The 15959-nt window shown below is 41.7% G+C and carries 15 protein-coding genes; 4 read left to right on the forward strand and 11 right to left on the reverse strand.

The features are described from left to right. Nucleotides 1–18 precede the first annotated feature (18 nt). Nucleotides 19–771 carry an electron transfer flavoprotein subunit beta/FixA family protein gene (locus B3R63_RS07865; protein WP_005019247.1) on the reverse strand — a complete coding sequence of 251 codons (753 nt, stop codon included), beginning with the start codon at nucleotides 769–771 and terminating at the stop codon, nucleotides 19–21. Nucleotides 772–1270: 499 nt separating this feature from the next. After that, on the reverse strand, nucleotides 1271–1876 hold the full coding sequence (locus B3R63_RS07870) for a LysE family translocator (protein WP_075040393.1): 606 nt from the start codon (nucleotides 1874–1876) through the stop codon (nucleotides 1271–1273). A gap of 115 nt (nucleotides 1877–1991) precedes the next feature. On the opposite strand from B3R63_RS07870, the gene B3R63_RS07875 reads away from it, so the two are divergent. Continuing rightward, nucleotides 1992–2486 (forward strand): Lrp/AsnC family transcriptional regulator, encoded by a 495-nt coding sequence (locus B3R63_RS07875; RefSeq protein WP_101161785.1) that lies wholly within the window; start codon nucleotides 1992–1994, stop codon nucleotides 2484–2486. A gap of 325 nt (nucleotides 2487–2811) precedes the next feature. Here B3R63_RS07875 and B3R63_RS07880 read toward each other — a convergent pair whose 3' ends face one another. From B3R63_RS07880 to B3R63_RS07905, 6 genes are all read right to left on the reverse strand, one after another. Further along, nucleotides 2812–3183 (reverse strand): hypothetical protein, encoded by a 372-nt coding sequence (locus B3R63_RS07880; protein ID WP_286729598.1) that lies wholly within the window; start codon nucleotides 3181–3183, stop codon nucleotides 2812–2814. Between the two features lie 177 nt (nucleotides 3184–3360). After that, entirely contained in the window at nucleotides 3361–4251 is an 891-nt protein-coding gene (locus B3R63_RS07885; RefSeq protein ID WP_286729787.1) for a tyrosine recombinase XerC, read from the reverse strand. An 80-nt stretch (nucleotides 4252–4331) separates the two neighbouring features. Then, entirely contained in the window at nucleotides 4332–5177 is an 846-nt protein-coding gene (gene dapF / locus B3R63_RS07890) for a diaminopimelate epimerase (protein WP_286729600.1), read from the reverse strand. A 9-nt stretch (nucleotides 5178–5186) separates the two neighbouring features. Continuing rightward, complete coding sequence (gene lysA / locus B3R63_RS07895) at nucleotides 5187–6437, reverse strand: diaminopimelate decarboxylase (protein WP_265760881.1); 1251 nt, start codon at nucleotides 6435–6437, stop codon at nucleotides 5187–5189. A gap of 23 nt (nucleotides 6438–6460) precedes the next feature. Beyond that, complete coding sequence (gene lptM / locus B3R63_RS07900; protein WP_286729602.1) at nucleotides 6461–6712, reverse strand: LPS translocon maturation chaperone LptM; 252 nt, start codon at nucleotides 6710–6712, stop codon at nucleotides 6461–6463. A gap of 137 nt (nucleotides 6713–6849) precedes the next feature. Then, the gene (locus B3R63_RS07905; RefSeq protein ID WP_005019232.1) at nucleotides 6850–8253 is read right to left on the reverse strand and encodes an amino acid permease; all 1404 of its coding nucleotides are present in this window, start codon (nucleotides 8251–8253) and stop codon (nucleotides 6850–6852) included. 499 nt (nucleotides 8254–8752) lie between these two features. On the opposite strand from B3R63_RS07905, the gene radA reads away from it, so the two are divergent. Continuing rightward, on the forward strand, nucleotides 8753–10144 hold the full coding sequence (gene radA / locus B3R63_RS07910; RefSeq protein WP_017400839.1) for a DNA repair protein RadA: 1392 nt from the start codon (nucleotides 8753–8755) through the stop codon (nucleotides 10142–10144). 106 nt (nucleotides 10145–10250) lie between these two features. Then, nucleotides 10251–11252 (forward strand): Tim44 domain-containing protein, encoded by a 1002-nt coding sequence (locus B3R63_RS07915; RefSeq protein ID WP_286729606.1) that lies wholly within the window; start codon nucleotides 10251–10253, stop codon nucleotides 11250–11252. A gap of 53 nt (nucleotides 11253–11305) precedes the next feature. Here B3R63_RS07915 and epmA read toward each other — a convergent pair whose 3' ends face one another. Both epmA and B3R63_RS07925 read right to left on the reverse strand, forming a co-directional pair. Beyond that, nucleotides 11306–12280 (reverse strand): EF-P lysine aminoacylase EpmA, encoded by a 975-nt coding sequence (epmA, locus tag B3R63_RS07920; protein WP_286729608.1) that lies wholly within the window; start codon nucleotides 12278–12280, stop codon nucleotides 11306–11308. Continuing rightward, complete coding sequence (locus B3R63_RS07925) at nucleotides 12277–13347, reverse strand: 4-phosphoerythronate dehydrogenase (RefSeq protein ID WP_286729611.1); 1071 nt, start codon at nucleotides 13345–13347, stop codon at nucleotides 12277–12279. The genes epmA and B3R63_RS07925 overlap by 4 nt, the downstream gene beginning before the upstream one ends. A gap of 376 nt (nucleotides 13348–13723) precedes the next feature. Here B3R63_RS07925 and B3R63_RS07930 point away from each other — a divergent pair, with 376 nt between their 5' ends. Next, nucleotides 13724–15151: a glutamine synthetase family protein gene (locus B3R63_RS07930; protein ID WP_248087269.1), complete on the forward strand. Its 1428-nt coding sequence runs from the start codon at nucleotides 13724–13726 to the stop codon at nucleotides 15149–15151. A gap of 112 nt (nucleotides 15152–15263) precedes the next feature. On the opposite strand, the gene B3R63_RS07935 is transcribed toward B3R63_RS07930, so the two are convergent. After that, nucleotides 15264–15959, reverse strand: coding sequence for a response regulator (locus tag B3R63_RS07935; RefSeq protein ID WP_005019225.1), 696 nt, complete (start codon nucleotides 15957–15959; stop codon nucleotides 15264–15266).

Below are 15959 nucleotides of genomic sequence, written 5' to 3' on the forward strand. Positions count from 1 at the left end.
GATTTTTATCCTTCTGTATTAGATCACTTTCGCTTCATTTTTAAGTTTGTTGACCAGTTCATCAACAGACTTCACTTGCACCCCTGCCTGACGTTCAGCCGGAGATTCAACCTTAACAGTTTTCAGCTTAGAAGCTGCTGTTACGCCATAATCTGCTGGAGACTTGGTTTCAAGCGGTTTTTTACGTGCTTTCATAATGTTTGGCAAAGCCGCATAACGAGGTTCATTCAAACGCAAGTCAGTGGTAATAATTGCAGGAAGTGATAGCTCAACAGTTTGCAGACCGCCATCAATTTCACGGGTTACCTGAACCTTGCCACCTTCAACTTTAACTTCTGAAGCAAAAGTACCTTGGCCCGCACCAAGCAGTGCACCCAGCATCTGACCGACCTGATTACTGTCGTCATCAATAGCCTGTTTACCCAAAAGGATAATTTCTGGTTGTTCCTGCTCCACGATCCCTTTTAAAATTTTGGCAACTTCGAGCGCCCCAATTTCATCAGTCGCAGTTTCTACTAAAATTCCGCGATCAGCGCCTAGAGCCATAGCAGAACGAATTTGTTCCTGTGCTTCTTTAGGACCGATAGAAACCACTACGATTTCTGATACTGTTCCTTTTTCTTTTAAGCGAACCGCTTCTTCCACTGCGATTTCACAAAATGGGTTAATTGACATTTTAACGTTAGTAAGGTCTACCCCACTATGGTCCGGCTTAACGCGAACTTTAACGTTGGCATCAACCACACGTTTTACAGCAACAAGAGCCTTCATGTAATCCTCGGCTGTTTTAGCAAAAGTAAATGTTGAGAAAAGCTATGATAACTCTTCAATTAAAATTTTTTAGGTGCCTTATCTTGCAATGGGTATGGCATTTGGGTCAAGTCACAATTACCTTTGGAGACGTAAAAAAGCGTAAAAACCGTGAAATGCAGAGTTCATAAAAAAATGTAACAGGGATCTTAGGGCAATTACTCTACTAGTTAACTGATATTTATATATTTATTTTTATTAAAATTTTATGATTCAAATTCGGGTATTAAAGTCAGAAAACCTGAACCGGTACTGAAGTGATTTAAAGACTGGTAGCTTAAGTTTTAAAGTATGACTGTACAGATCAAATATGTCATTTAAGACACAACCAGAACAGTTTATTCAGCTTTTAGCTTATAAGAAACCAGTCTTATGGCCTTAAGACGCTTGAACACAATCAAATTTTCTAATGTACTTTAAATCTAAAAAGCATGCCCAGATAGCATGCTTTTTATATTCATCAGTTCACTAGAAGCCAAGTGGCCGCCATTGCAAGCAATCCACCCGAGGTTCCATCAATCCATTTCTGTTTTTTTGCATCAATGGAAGTTTTTTGTGTAATTTTGGCAAAGACCATACTTAAACTGCAATATACAATAAAAATGAGCCCAATAAAGATAAAGGATAAAATTAAGCCCTGACTTACTGTATTTTGTGTTTTATCAATGAACTGGGGAAGAATAGCAAAATAGATCAGCATTCCTTTTGGGTTTAGTAAAGCCGTAAAGAACCCCTTCCTGACCGGATTTGTATGAGGTATCTCTTCAACTGTCACTTTTTTCTGATTAAACACAGACTTTAGCAAATTAAAGGCCAGATACAACAGATAGGCAATTCCTATATAGCGGATCGTATCAAACAGCAAAGGTGAAGATACAATAATTGCTGCGATTCCTAAAGCAACCAGAACCGAATGAATCAGATAGCCAAAACATATACCAAAAGTTGCCATCATGCCTGCTTTTGCATCTTTACCCATGACTTGTGACAAGATAAACAGCATATCTGGTCCAGGTGTGAAAATCAGGGGAAGCACGGTCAATGCAAAGAGTACAAATACAGACATTTTCTTTTTCCTGTTGAATGTCCTGAATCAGGGAAATAAGTATCTACGAAAAGCTGTAAAATAGGATTTCAAATATTTTATAATAAGAATTAATTTTCGAATAAAATTCTAATTTATGAAAAAAGATTCTAAATTAATTCGGATAAAGCTAGATCGCATCGACAGAAATATCATTCAGGCATTACAAAAGAATGCCCGTATCCAAAATAATGATCTGGCCACAGTCATTGGACTATCCCCCTCTTCGTGTTTGCGACGAGTCAAACTGCTTGAAGAAGCTGGCATTATTCAGCATTACACTACTGTCGTAGATATGCAGAAAATCGGTTTTCAACTGATTTTATTTTCACGAATCTGGCTGGTTGGGCAGGATGCTGAAACTATCGATACTTTTATTTGTGCAATGAAGGAACTGCCCCAAGTAATGGAGTGCTATATTATTTTGGGTGAATGTGATGCAATGCTTAAAGTTGTAGTACCTGATCTGGAGAGTTACCGAAAATTTCAATCTACACATCTGACTAAAAAGAATGGTATTACAAGCGTAAAAACAGATTTACCTAGTCAAATTATTAAACAAAGTTTTCAGTTGCCTCTTGATGACCTTTGATTTTAGCTTACCTTAGATTCCTGAATGATGGCATATGGCAGTATTTATTTTGCTTCATCTAATGACTGTTCCTTGAAGCAATATTTTCCTCTTACATTATTGAAGGAATTCTGTTTTGTGAGGATATAAATCAGCCACTCTTTCTCTTAAGAGACAATCAAAAACTGCTCTTTTAAATAATTATTTTAGTCAAAATATGGGGCATGTTTTGTATAGGGGTATCCTTAAGTAGCATCCTTGCCCGATGCTCAGTTGAAAGTTTCATCAATAAGCTTAACTACTTTTTTCCTTTATAGCTTACTGTTCAAATCCAATGTCTATAATTTCAAGCAATATGATTTTCTAAAAAATCCCGATGTATATGACTCAAAGCAATCAATTCATATTGAGACAGCCCAAATATTCTCCATACTTCTATAAAGTCTTCTTTTAAGTCTATAGGCATTGGAGCATGAGCAGTTTCTTGCCACTTTTGATCTGAAATCCAGAGATAAGTTTGCAAGGTATCAGAATGCATAGCCTGAATTTTACCCTCGGCATTGATTCCCTGAACCAAGGTATGAGCAGGCAGCGCCGCTTCAATAGTAGGTAAACTGATTTCTACAAAATGTTTGACCTGACGTAAGCCATACCCAGCAAATATATCTTTCTGTGCCGGACTTAGCTCATCATATTTCTGTTGAATATTGACAATCATTTTAGGTCCCCATTTCTATTAAAATATTCCGGTGATGAGAAGAGAAACCGGTCATTTTCCTATCTCGATCACTATAAAATTAAGCTGTTTTTATACTTGAAAAATTAAGTTTTGATTATTCTACAATAGTTCTAGTTTTAGGTCAGATGGATTTTAGCTATTCTTTTTAGAAACTATTTATTTAATTTTAACAGCTCTGGGATGGGCCTGATCATAAATTTTGGCCAGATGGTCAAAGTCAATATGGGTATAAATCTGGGTGGTACTCAAATTACTATGGCCCAACATTTCCTGAACTGCTCGAAGGTCACCACTATTAGAGAGCATATGACTTGCAAAACAATGCCGGAGTAAGTGTGGATGCAGATCAATATTTACTCCAGCCCGCAGTGCTTGTAACTTGACCCGGTTCTCAATTTGCCGGGGACCCAGCAGGCCGCCTTTTTGACTGATAAAAACTGCCGAATCTGCATTAAATTGGCCTTGCCAGAGCCGATAGACTTCGAGCCACTTCAGCAGACTCTCATAAGCTTGAGTACCAAATGGTACAATCCGGGTCTTGTTACCTTTACCTGTAATACGCAATAGTCGTCGATTAAAATCGATATCCTTCATACACAGACTCTGTAATTCTGTTAGGCGTAATCCGCTAGAGTAAAGTAACTCCAGCATGGCTTTGTCACGCAGCCATAAATACTGGTCCTGAAGTTTTTCAGGTGCCGGCTGGTCCAGAATCTGCTGCACCGTTTCAATATCTATCATGCCGGGCAGTGGCCGTGGCTGCCGTTTAAGCTGAAAGTCATCTGCAGGATTAAAACCGAGATATTGACCCTGCTCAGCCCATTTCATGAACTGCCGTATGGCGGATAAATGGCGTTGCAGGCTGCTAGAGCTTAACTGCTCTTGTTCTACCTTTAAAGCCAAGTATTCACGCAAATCTGAAGCTTCAATACTGTTCAGCGGTAACTTCTTAACAGCACAGAAATCCAGAAAATCTTTTACATCACGTGCATAGGCACTTAAAGTATGGGCAGATTGATTCTGGATCTCCCGCTCTTTGAGCCACATAGAAAGCAAGTGTAATGCTTCAGGCTGCATCCTGCCCTCTCTGGGATTGAATAGAACTTTTAATACTATTTAATTCGGTTTTAATTACTTTGAAAATAACGCAAATCCAAACGGCCTTCATAAACATTTGCTGTAGGACCTGTCATCCATACCACATCACCCTCACGCCAGCCAATCTGTAACTTGCCACCCGCCAGCTCGACTTCCACTTCTGGGGCAAGCAGACCACGGCGCATGCCACTTACCGCAGCAGCACAAGCACCTGTACCACAGGCCAGTGTTTCTCCAGAGCCACGTTCAAAAACACGTAAGCGCACCTGTTTTTCATTCAGGATCTGCATGAAGCCGACATTCACACGTTCAGGGAAGCGTACATGTGATTCTACTTGTGGACCAATAGCTGCGACATCAGCAGTCAGTACATCTGGCACAATAGTTACTGCATGGGGATTCCCCATATTCACCACATCAATTTTAAGCAGTTGGTTGTTGTTCAGCTCTAGTGCATATAAAGGATCAGTTTCTTCTGTTACAAACGGAATGAGCTCTGGAGCAAATTTCGGATAGCCCATATTAACCCGAACCCAGCCGTTTGGCCCCAGTTCCGGCTCGACAATACCAGATTTAGTCTGTACTTTAATTTTGGTTTTCGTGGTTAACTGGCGCTCATGCACAAAACGTGCAAAGCAGCGCACTCCATTACCACACTGCTCTACTTCTGACCCATCTGCATTAAAAATACGGTATTTAAAATCAGCAGTAGGTATGTCTGGTGGCTCAACAATCAGGAGCTGGTCAAAACCGATACCAAAGTGACGATCTGCCAGGCGCTGAATAGTAAGCGTATCGAAATAGGCACGCTGGGTAATCAGGTCCACGACCATAAAATCATTACCCAGCCCATGCATTTTAGTAAATTCCAGCATGTTTTTTACTCACACTTCTGGTAACAGATGTTCACGTTCCCACAGCGACTCAATAGTCTCACGTTCACGCACCAGATATGCCTGATGATTATTTACCATAACTTCTGCTGCCCGTGCTCGTGTATTGTAATTAGAACTCATCACAAAGCCGTAAGCACCAGCACCCAGAACGGCCAGAAGATCATTCTCTGCCAGCGCCAGTTTACGCTCTTTCCCTAGAAAATCGCCTGTCTCACAAATAGCGCCCACGATATCCCATTCTTGTTCCTGAATATCCTGATGTGGTTCTACTGGTTGTATATCCATCCATGCTTCATAGAGTGCAGGTCGAATCAAATCATTCATTGCAGCATCAATGATAGCAAAATTACGGTGATTGGTTGGCTTGAGTAGATCTACTCTGGTAAGCAGTATACCTGCATTGGCTGAAATACTGCGGCCTGGTTCCATATAAACTTTCAGCCCCAGCTTTTGCAAAGCCGGTTTCAGGGCATCTGCATATTCCTGTACAGTCGGTGGCACTTCGTCTTTATAAGTTACGCCCAATCCGCCTCCAATATCGATGTGCTTGAGCTGTATCCCCAACTTATTAAGCTGTTCAATCATCAACATGACGCGCTCCAGGGCGTCTACAAACGGTTTGGTTTCAGTCAGCTGTGAACCAATATGACAGTCAATCCCCACAATATCCAAATTAGGCAGAGAAGCTGCATACTGATAGGTTTCAAATACGCTATCTGAAGGTATACCAAACTTATTTTCTTTTAAGCCCGTTGAGATATAAGGATGAGTTTTTGCATCGACATCCGGATTTACCCGTAGGGAAACAGGCGCCTTCTGACCCAATTTTTCAGCAACTTTTTGAATACGGTCAAGCTCGGCATGAGACTCAACATTAAAACAGGCAATTCCAACATTTAAGGCTTTTACAATATCGGCTTCAGTTTTTCCAAGACCTGAAAATACTACTTTGGCCGGATCACCGCCAGCAGCCAGAACACGAGCCAGCTCACCACCAGTGACAATGTCAAAACCGGCACCCAATTTGGCCAACACACCCAGAACCGCAAGATTGGAGTTAGATTTCACGGCAAAACAGATCTGATGATCAATGAAGTCAAATGCACGGTCCATATCTGTATAATGTTTTTCAAAAGCCTGTTTTGAATAAACATACAAAGGTGTACCAAACTGCTGTGCAAGCTGCTTCAGTGAACATTGCTCTGCATGCAACACCCCATTGATGCGGGTAAAACTCATGAATGTATCCTTATCTGTTCTGCTTATGGTGTAGGTTGAGTAGCTGGTTCAGCATCAGGTGATGCAAAAGTCTCGCTTACTGGCTCGTCAGATTGCTGGGCTTGATGGGTATCGCTGGGCTTGCTTTGCTCGGGCGCAGTATTTGGATAAAGCAGATATCTTGCACGTTTATCATAATTGGGATCATTGGGTAGCTGTAAAGCCCCTGACTGACCGCAACCGGCAAGTAGAGTCGCCGTAACCAATACACTGATGTAGCAAACGACAAGACGCATCTGGCCACCTATTCGATAATTTCCATAAAGTATACTGTGATCAATATTTTGACCATAGTGTTTCAGGCTATAGAGATTAAAGCGAGATGAAAAAAAACGCCAGTTCTAAACTGACGTTTTTTAACAGTTACTGCAAATTATGATTTCTTGCTTTTAGTAAAGAAGTAGCCAATGGCCAGAATAATCAGCCACAACGGGCTAACCTTGAGCGCCTGGAATGTATCTGCTTCCAAGGACAATACATAAACCATCCCAATAAAGAAAATAATGACCACCCAGCAGGTAAATACTCCACCTGGCAATTTGAAAATTGACTTGGCATGCAATTCCGGACGCTGTTTGCGGTAGTTAATATAACTCCACATAATGATGATCCAGACACAGATGAACAGAATAGTTGACAAGGTTGTTGCCAGCGTAAATGCCTGAACTGCGTTTGGAACAAAATACTGTAGAGCAGCTCCCAACAACAGACAGACAGCTGAGAAATACAAGGCATTTGCCGGAATAGCGCGTGATGTCAGTTTACCAAACCAGCGTGGTGCCTGAGCTTCACGGGACAGGCCAAATAGCATCCGGCTGGTTGAAAACACACCACTGTTCATTGATGACATGACCGAAGACAGCACTACGAGGTTCATAATAATTGCAGCTGCTGCTACGCCTGCTTGACTGAACAGGTTTACAAACGGGCTGATATTAGGATCAATCTTATTCCAAGGAGTAACTGACATGACAATCAATAGCGCCAGCACATAGAAAATAATAATCCGTATTGGAATTGAATTAACCGCTTTAGGTAAATTACGCTCCGGGTCTTTAGTTTCAGCAGCTGTTGTACCGACCAGCTCCACGCCAACAAAGGCAAAAATTGCAATCTGGAAGCCTGCCAGGAAACCGCTCATCCCTGTGGGGAATAGACCATCATGTGACCACAAGTTAGTAAAGGAAGCTACTTCACCTGCTGTTGAAGTAAAGCCAGTAAAGATCATCCACAGACCTACGGCAATCAGTACTACAATGGCAATAATCTTGATCAGGGCAAACCAGAATTCCATCTCGCCAAACAGTTTTACGGTAACCAGATTCAGCCCCATAATAAAGACAATTGACGCAATACTGATCAATACACCTTCTAATGGTGTAAAAGGTAGGCCATTATTAAAGAATTGCAGGTAGTAAATAATTGCGGATAAATCAGCAATCCCTATAGTGATCCAGCATAGCCAGTAAGTCCAGCCAACAAAATAACCTGCCCAAGGACCGATCAGATCAGCAGAAAAATCAATAAATGATTTATAGTGCAGATTAGAAAGTAGCAGTTCTCCTAATGCACGCATCACTAAAAAGACCATTACCCCGATGATCATATAAATGAATAAAATGGATGGTCCTGCCAAACTGATCGTTTTCCCTGATCCCATGAATAAACCGGTACCAATAGCACCGCCAATGGCGATCAGCTGCAGGTGACGGTTCGATAAACTCCGTTTTAGCTCTCCCTCCTCTTCTGGAATAGAGCTATGCATTTGGTTAGACATTTTTGATTTCTTCTTAAAACATTTTGCAACAAACTTAGCTCAAAACTCATCTAAAACAAAAATTATTTTTCACTCGGCAACATTCTTTTGAACATTAATTAACCAAAGAATTGATTTTATTTTTTCATATAGTTTAAATTTCATATAATATTTAATAGTCTTTTTTTAAATTTACTATATTAATTAAATAGTTATATATAAATTATCCTTGTATTTTCATTAAAAAATAACTTTAAATCACTTCGACTAATTATTGTGTTTTTCCTAACATAATGATGGGAAAAATTTACTGCTATTTCGTATATCAAACACTCCTATTGCCAGACATCCTATAAGACAACTTCTTTGTGCCCCACTTGGGTAGAATCCTTATAGTTCTGAAGAATATATAAATTGCTTTCTGACGACATGATCTAACGTTCTATATGTACGAAGCTTTCCGTTTCAGCAGCTTTATCTCTACAATAGAACCCTTTTCCAAAGGTTATATATTTCGATTATGGCTAAAGCAAAAACGGTTTATCGCTGCGAACAGTGTGGAGCAGACCATTCAAAATGGGCAGGTCAATGCTCAGAATGTGGCGAATGGAACAGCCTGACAGAAGTTGTGGTAGAACCTGCCGTGAGTCACCGTGCCAAACCGAATTTAGGAGGCGGCTATGCCGGACAAGCTGCCAATATCACGACTTTAAACAAGGTCTCGGTCTCTCATGAAACGCGCCTGCCGACTGGTATTGGTGAGTTCGACCGAGTCCTCGGTGGGGGTCTGGTTACAGGCTCTGTCGTCCTGATCGGTGGTGATCCGGGTATTGGAAAATCTACTATTTTGTTACAGACCGCGACGCACATGGCAAGTGCGAACAGCGCTGCGCTCTACGTTACAGGTGAAGAATCACTTTCGCAGGTTGCGTTACGCGCTCAGCGTCTAGACCTGCCGACTGACCGGCTAAAGGTTATGGCTGAAACATGTGTTGAAAGAATTTGTGAAGTTCTTGCCCATGAGCGCCCGGCGGTTGCCATTCTTGATTCTATCCAAACTTTATACACTGAGACCTTGCAGTCTGCCCCAGGCGGTGTCTCGCAAATCCGTGAATCAGCTGCCTTATTGACTCGTTTTGCTAAAAATAGTGGAACAGCATTATTTTTGGTTGGTCATGTGACTAAAGAAGGCGCATTGGCCGGGCCTCGTGTACTTGAACATATGGTCGACTGCGTACTGTATTTTGAAGGTCAGTCAGATTCACGTTACCGCATGATTCGTGCAGTCAAAAACCGTTTCGGTGCTGTCAATGAGCTGGGCGTATTCGGGATGACAGATAAAGGCCTGCGGGAAGTAGCCAACCCCTCTGCAATTTTCTTGAGCCGTTACGATGAAGCTATTCCTGGATCAATTGTTATGATTAGCCGTGAGGGCACCCGACCTTTATTGGTCGAGGTACAGGCTTTGGTCGACGACGCTCATGGGCAGCCACGGCGGGTTGCTCTGGGTCTCGAGCAGAACCGTTTAAATATGCTGCTGGCAGTAATGCACAGGCACGGCGGTGTACAAACTTCGGGACAGGATGTTTATGTGAATGTAGTGGGCGGTTTAAAAATTACTGAAACAGGTTCTGACCTGGCAGTACTTCTGGCATGTGCGTCGAGTTTACGTGGTAAAGCTCTTCCCCAACAACTGGCTGTATTTGGCGAAGTCGGCTTGTCTGGGGAAATCCGTCCAGTTCCCAATGGTCAGGAGCGTCTTAAAGAAGCAGCCAAACATGGGTTTAAGTACGTAATTTTACCTCGAGCCAATGCACCACAGAAACCGGTACCTGGTGTTCAGGTGATTGCGGTGGCCCGGTTACATGAGGCTTTAAGCGAAGCGCTACAGCTGAGTGATGAACTGTCTTAATATATGGTAATCATTTAATTTGAAAAAATACCGATCTAGCATTGAATTTCTATATAAAAGCCGGCATAAATAACATATCGAAATCGTTTAGATATAGGAAATTTTGATGGAAGTACACCAGCGTGGCTTGATGGCCGGTATTTTAATGGCGGCCTTGGTTATGTCACCTTTGGCTGAAGCAAAACGTGCCGGCGGTGGTAAGAGTATGGGTATGTCACGTTCTGCGGCACCTACCCAGTCTTATCAACAGCCTCGTCAGGCAGCTCCGGTTCAACAGCCTGCAACTGCGCCTCAGCGTTCTGGTCCGGGTGTAGGTTCAATGGTTGCTGCAGGTGTAGCAGGTGCTGCAGTAGGTGCAGTAGCAGCGAATGCTTTAGCAGATGACAACAATACCAACCCAAATGCACAGACAGCGGCAAATGATCAGGAACTGGCTGCACAGCAACAGGCTGAACAAGAGAAAGGCGGTATTCCTGGCTGGCTCTGGGTTTTGCTTGCAGCCGCAGTTGCATTTTTTGTATTCCGTAAATTCGGAGCAAAAAAAAAACTAGCTACTAACAATCCGTATGCACCAAACTCAGCTGGACCAAATCCATCACCATTTGGCCAGCATAATGCAGCACCGCGTACTCAAGACAATACCAATATTTTCGGTCAGTCAGTTGGCGGCAGTTCAACTGCAGCGAACACGGCAAATAATGCGCCATTTGGTACGGCTTACACGAATAGTGGCCAACAGTTACCAGATGGCACTGAACCGGCAGCATTCTTGCGTATTGCGCGTCAACGTTTCAACCATATTCAGTCAATGAATACGGCGAGTAATATTGAAGAGATCCGTCGTTATTTAACTCCGGAACTTTATAATGCAATGCGTAGTGACATTATGGCCAATCAGGACCAAGATGTTGCCGAATTCAGTAACCTAAATGCTATGGTAGTCGACAGTGGAACTGAGAATGGCCAGTATGTGGTCAGTGTACGGTTTACAGGTACAGTGAGTGAAGACTTAAACAGTCTGCCACAACCTTTCTCTGAAACCTGGCATTTTGTTAAACCTGCTGGTTCTCAGCAAGACTGGGTAGTTGCAGGCATTCAGCAAGACTAATTGCCTTTGCTCATAAAAAAACCGCTTTTTCGAGCGGTTTTTTTGTTTTAAACTCAAGCAATCTGTGCAGGAAATGTAATGACATTTTCCAGCCGCATCTGTCGGGTTGCTATCATTAATAAGCGATCAATTCCCAAGGCAATTCCTGAACATTCCGGCATATACTGTAGAGCGGACAATAAATTTTCATCTATTGGCATGATAGGTAGGCCAAGTGTACCTCGTTCTGTATTGTCAGCTTCAAAGCGTTCCCGCAACACTTTGCTATCAATTAGCTCATCATAGGCATTAGCCAATTCCAGTCCTTCAATATAAAGCTCAAAACGGGCCGCTACCTGTTCCCCATCCTCATCAGTTTTCACTTTGGCCAGAGAAGCTAGCTCTGGTGGAAAATCGGTAAGAAATACGGGTGCATCAAAGCCTAAACTTGGCTCGACGAAATGTGAGAATAGCAGATCAATATAGGCAAGCCGGTCATCACCTAAATCCAGGTTTATGCCTAAACGGTTGGCAGTATCTTTCAGGTTTTTTACAGAAGCTTGTAATGGATTAATATCCAGATGATCTTGAAATGCATATTTATAACTTATTACCACCGGGCGCATTTCACCAAAACGTTGCGCCAGACATATATTTAAAAGCGCTGTGGTTTCATGCATCAAATCAAGAAGACTAAAACCTGGCCGGTACCATTCCAGCATGGTAAATTCACTATTATGTTTGCGGCCATGCTCATCATCACGAAACACCTTGCAGATCTGGTAAATCGGACCGCTTCCACTCGCCAACAGCCGCTTCATGGCAAACTCGGGCGATGTCTGCAAATAATGTATCTGCAACTTCCCTTCTACATGGCGCTGCGCTGATACAGACGCAAGATGTACATCAGTGACTCCAGCCTGTGAAAGTACAGGTGTTTCAACTTCCAGCACATTCCGTTCAGCGAAGAACTGACGAATCTGGGTGTACATGGTAGCACGTGCCCGCATTACTTCTAATGTACAGGTGGGCTGATAACTATGTTTCATGCCTGAGGCCCCCCATGCGCAGACCATTCACGGCGCAGTGGGTAAGTCTTACGCAAGTGATCAAAAGCCTGCTGATCAATCCTGCCGTTCTTTAGACAGGCACGTAAATTTTGGTCATCTCGCGCTATATCATAAATTTTGCCGAGACAAGTTTTGAGAACAGTTTTAATATCTGTCTGTTCAGTAAAATATTGTTCGCATACGGGTAACTGGCTTATAAAAGTCTTGCTGGCCATAAAACCAAATTTTTCACAGAAAGCTTCATAAATCATTTGTGTCCCTCTGGCTTTTCCTTCCAGACTATAACCAGCAATATGCGGTGTAACCAGCCTTACCCATTTTAGGAGCTCTTCAGAGATCACGGGTTCATGTTCAAATACATCCAATACCACCAGACGATGTGTGGTTTGTATATCATGGATTAAAGACTGCTCTTCAATAACTGGTCCTCTTGCCGAGTTCACCAGAATTGCCTGAGTTTTCATAAGAGCCAAAGTTTCGGCATTAATTAAATGATGAGTAGGATAATGCCCTGTTTTAGTTAATGGTACATGGAGAGAAACTGCGTCCGCTGAAACCAGCAACTCGTGCAATGGAACCTGTGTAACCGCCAAGTGATTAACCAGAGGATCATAACCGATTACTTGCCAGTCTAGCAGTTCTGCCATATAAGCCAGCCGTGAACCGACATTACCCAGACCAATAATCCCCAAGGTAAACTGTTTTCCAGCATCCAGTAACTCTGGTTTTAAATACAGCAATGCCGTAATTACATATTCAGCAACGGCCTGTGCATTACAGCCCGCTGCATTTGACCAGCTAATCTGCTGCTTTTCTAAAGCAGGAATATCCAGATGATCTGTTCCGATTGTAGCACTACCAACAAATTTTAATTTTGTATTTTCAATAAGCTGCTGATTGACACGTGTTACAGAACGTACCAGTAAAGCATCCGCATCCTTCACATCCTCATGCATGAGGCTACGGCCAGCACGATGGTCAATTTCAGCAAAATCTGAAAAAAAGTAGTCTGTAAAAGCAAGATTCTCATCTGCTACGATCTTCATCTTCAGTCATCCGGGCATTAAAATATTATTATCAACCGAGATGAGCTGGATCACAATCCATCCTGTTTTTTTATTAAGCAGTAGTGAGGATAGAACTTCTAGCTATCCCAATAGAGATTTTCAGATCTTAAATGTATTTTAAGGTAATTATTTTTATATTTGATTTAATTAAAACATATACTTTTTTATAGTAAAAATGATATCTACGCTTTAATTCCTTATATAAATAAATTATTTAATTACATCAATAGAATTATATAAAAAAATGAATTTATTATTTTTAAACGCTTACAATCTAAAAAATTACGAACTCTTTACGTAATAATTTTTTGTACTCATCTACTATTTTCTTATCCTTATAAAAAAGGTTCTAAGCATGAGTAGTATTAGCGTTCCAACCCAAGAAAAAGATCTAAATCCTTTTATTAAAATTAAAGAGAATTTACTCAACAAGAGACCAGAATATTTAAATATTGATCATCCAGAAGATTTATTTTCCAGCGAAGTCAATGAATATTTAAGCCAATATCCCCTTACCCGACATATTGATATCTGCCTGCATGATCTGAACGGACATGTCCGTGGCAAACAGATTGATGTTCAAAGTTTGAAGAAGATTTATAAAGGCTGCTATTTTCCCTTGTCTGTCTATGCTATGGATCTAGATGGCAAAGTGGTTGAGGAAACAGGTCTCGGAAAGTCAATCGGTGAGCCTGATATGCTCTGCATACCGATTTCCGGTACATTACAACCTTGCGCTATTCAGCCTGAGACACATGCACAGCTTTATCTGACCATGCAAGATGAAAATGGTGAGGGCTGTAAATATGAACCCCGCAATCTTTTAAGCCATATTATCGCTCAGCTTCATCAGCAGGACTATTATCCGGTGATGTCGGCTGAGCTCGAGTTCTATCTCTACAAGCAAAATGCAGATGGGGAAGATGAGGTTTTATCAAGTCAGTGTTTTGACCTGAATACGCCTGACGACTATCAGTATGTACTTGAAGAAGTAGAGCAGATTGCACGTTTACAATCTATTGAAATGATCGGTATTGTTGCAGAAGCGGCCTCTGGTCAGTATGAAATCAATATTCAGCATACTTCGAATATTTTACGGTTATGCGATCAAATCATGGCGTTAAAACGTATTATCAAGCAGGTGGCCAGAAAACATCAGCTGCATGCCAGCTTTCTTGCCAAGCCCACCCTGCTAAAAGCGGGTAGCGGTATGCACTTTCATATGAGCTTGTGCAATGCTTCCATGCAAAATCTGTTTAGCTCAAATGATCTGTCCACACCATCAAAAATGTTGTTAAAAACGATTAGTGGCATGATTCAGCTAATGCCTGCATCAATGGCTATATTAGCCCCCAACATTAATTCCTACCGCAGATTTACACTTGGTCATCATGTTTCACTGGAAGCAAACTGGGGAATTAATAACCGCAATGTTGCCATCCGTATACCTTGCTCCGATCAGGAAAATCAGCGTCTAGAATACCGTGTAGCTGGCGCAGACTGTAATCCTTATCTGGCTATTGCTGTCATACTGATTGCTACCTTACATGGTTTAGAACACCAGTTAGATACTCCGCAGCCAGTCCATCTTGCGAAATCAAAACATGAGCATATTAATTTACCCAAGTATCAGCTCGAGGCATTAAATCTTCTTAAGAACAATCCGGTATTAAAAAAATATTTAGGTAAAGAATTTATAGAGGTATGGTGTACAGTAAAATCTGCTGAATATTATAATGTTTATAACCAGATTACTGAAACCGAACAAAACTGGGATATTTAATTTTAATTATAGTTAATACTCCAAATATCAAGTTTAAAAAGCTAATATACCTATTAGCTTTTTATTTATATAAATAAAATTCAGCTAATTAAAAAATAAGTGCTGAGAAATTTTATTTGCCCAGAAAACGCAGCCCAACCCCAGGTTCAGTGATAATATATTGAGGATGAATTGCATCTTCGCCTAGTTTATTTCTAAGCTTAGCCACCAGTATTCTAAGATAATGTGTATCTTCCTGATGGGTAGGTCCCCATAGCTCCTTTAAAATTTGTGGTTGAGTCAGTAACTGCCCCCGATTTCTAGCCAGTAATGAGAGCAGATGAAATTCTTTTCGGGTAAGAGCAACCGCCTGGCTGTTGATATAGGTCTGTCTCTGTACAAAATTGATTTTTAGATAACCATCGTCATAGTCATGGGTTTCAGTCTGGTTTAGCCTGCTCCTCAAGACCACACGTATCCTGGCCATGAGCTCTTGAACGCTAAACGGTTTGGTTACATAGTCATTGGCTCCGGCATCCAGCAAGGTCACCTTTTCTTGTTCATCTGAGCGTACCGACAGCACAATAACTGGAATTTCACTCCAGGACCTGAGTTCTTTCAATATGTCCTGACCATCCAGATCAGGGAGGCCCAGATCCAGAATAACCAGTTGCGCACTTTGGGAAGAGAGATATTCCAGTCCCTGCATAGCGGTGCCAAATAGCTGGGTCTGGTAGCCCTCCGACCTTAATGCGATTCCTAAAAATTTCCGGATTTGCGGCTCATCATCAATCACTACGATTCTGGTTTCTGCTGGGTGTATATTCAC

This window comes from Acinetobacter sp. UBA1297, from assembly GCF_002307755.1.
Taxonomy (GTDB): Bacteria; Pseudomonadota; Gammaproteobacteria; order Pseudomonadales; family Moraxellaceae; genus Acinetobacter; species Acinetobacter radioresistens.

Bases quoted from the DNA above. Each gene is read 5' to 3' on its own strand.
- lysA (WP_265760881.1), bottom strand. From the start codon at position 6,437: ATGAGTTTTACCCGCATCAATGGGGTGTTGCATGCAGAGCAATGTTCA.
- lptM (WP_286729602.1), bottom strand. From the start codon at position 6,712: ATGCGTCTTGTCGTTTGCTACATCAGTGTATTGGTTACGGCGACTCTA.
- B3R63_RS07880 (WP_286729598.1), bottom strand. From the start codon at position 3,183: ATGATTGTCAATATTCAACAGAAATATGATGAGCTAAGTCCGGCACAG.
- B3R63_RS07865 (WP_005019247.1), bottom strand. From the start codon at position 771: ATGAAGGCTCTTGTTGCTGTAAAACGTGTGGTTGATGCCAACGTTAAA.
- B3R63_RS07875 (WP_101161785.1), top strand. From the start codon at position 1,992: ATGAAAAAAGATTCTAAATTAATTCGGATAAAGCTAGATCGCATCGAC.
- B3R63_RS07930 (WP_248087269.1), top strand. From the start codon at position 13,724: ATGAGTAGTATTAGCGTTCCAACCCAAGAAAAAGATCTAAATCCTTTT.
- epmA (WP_286729608.1), bottom strand. From the start codon at position 12,280: ATGAAACATAGTTATCAGCCCACCTGTACATTAGAAGTAATGCGGGCA.
- B3R63_RS07915 (WP_286729606.1), top strand. From the start codon at position 10,251: ATGGAAGTACACCAGCGTGGCTTGATGGCCGGTATTTTAATGGCGGCC.
- radA (WP_017400839.1), top strand. From the start codon at position 8,753: ATGGCTAAAGCAAAAACGGTTTATCGCTGCGAACAGTGTGGAGCAGAC.
- B3R63_RS07870 (WP_075040393.1), bottom strand. From the start codon at position 1,876: ATGTCTGTATTTGTACTCTTTGCATTGACCGTGCTTCCCCTGATTTTC.
- B3R63_RS07905 (WP_005019232.1), bottom strand. From the start codon at position 8,253: ATGTCTAACCAAATGCATAGCTCTATTCCAGAAGAGGAGGGAGAGCTA.
- dapF (WP_286729600.1), bottom strand. From the start codon at position 5,177: ATGCTGGAATTTACTAAAATGCATGGGCTGGGTAATGATTTTATGGTC.
- B3R63_RS07925 (WP_286729611.1), bottom strand. From the start codon at position 13,347: ATGAAGATCGTAGCAGATGAGAATCTTGCTTTTACAGACTACTTTTTT.
- B3R63_RS07885 (WP_286729787.1), bottom strand. From the start codon at position 4,251: ATGTGGCTCAAAGAGCGGGAGATCCAGAATCAATCTGCCCATACTTTA.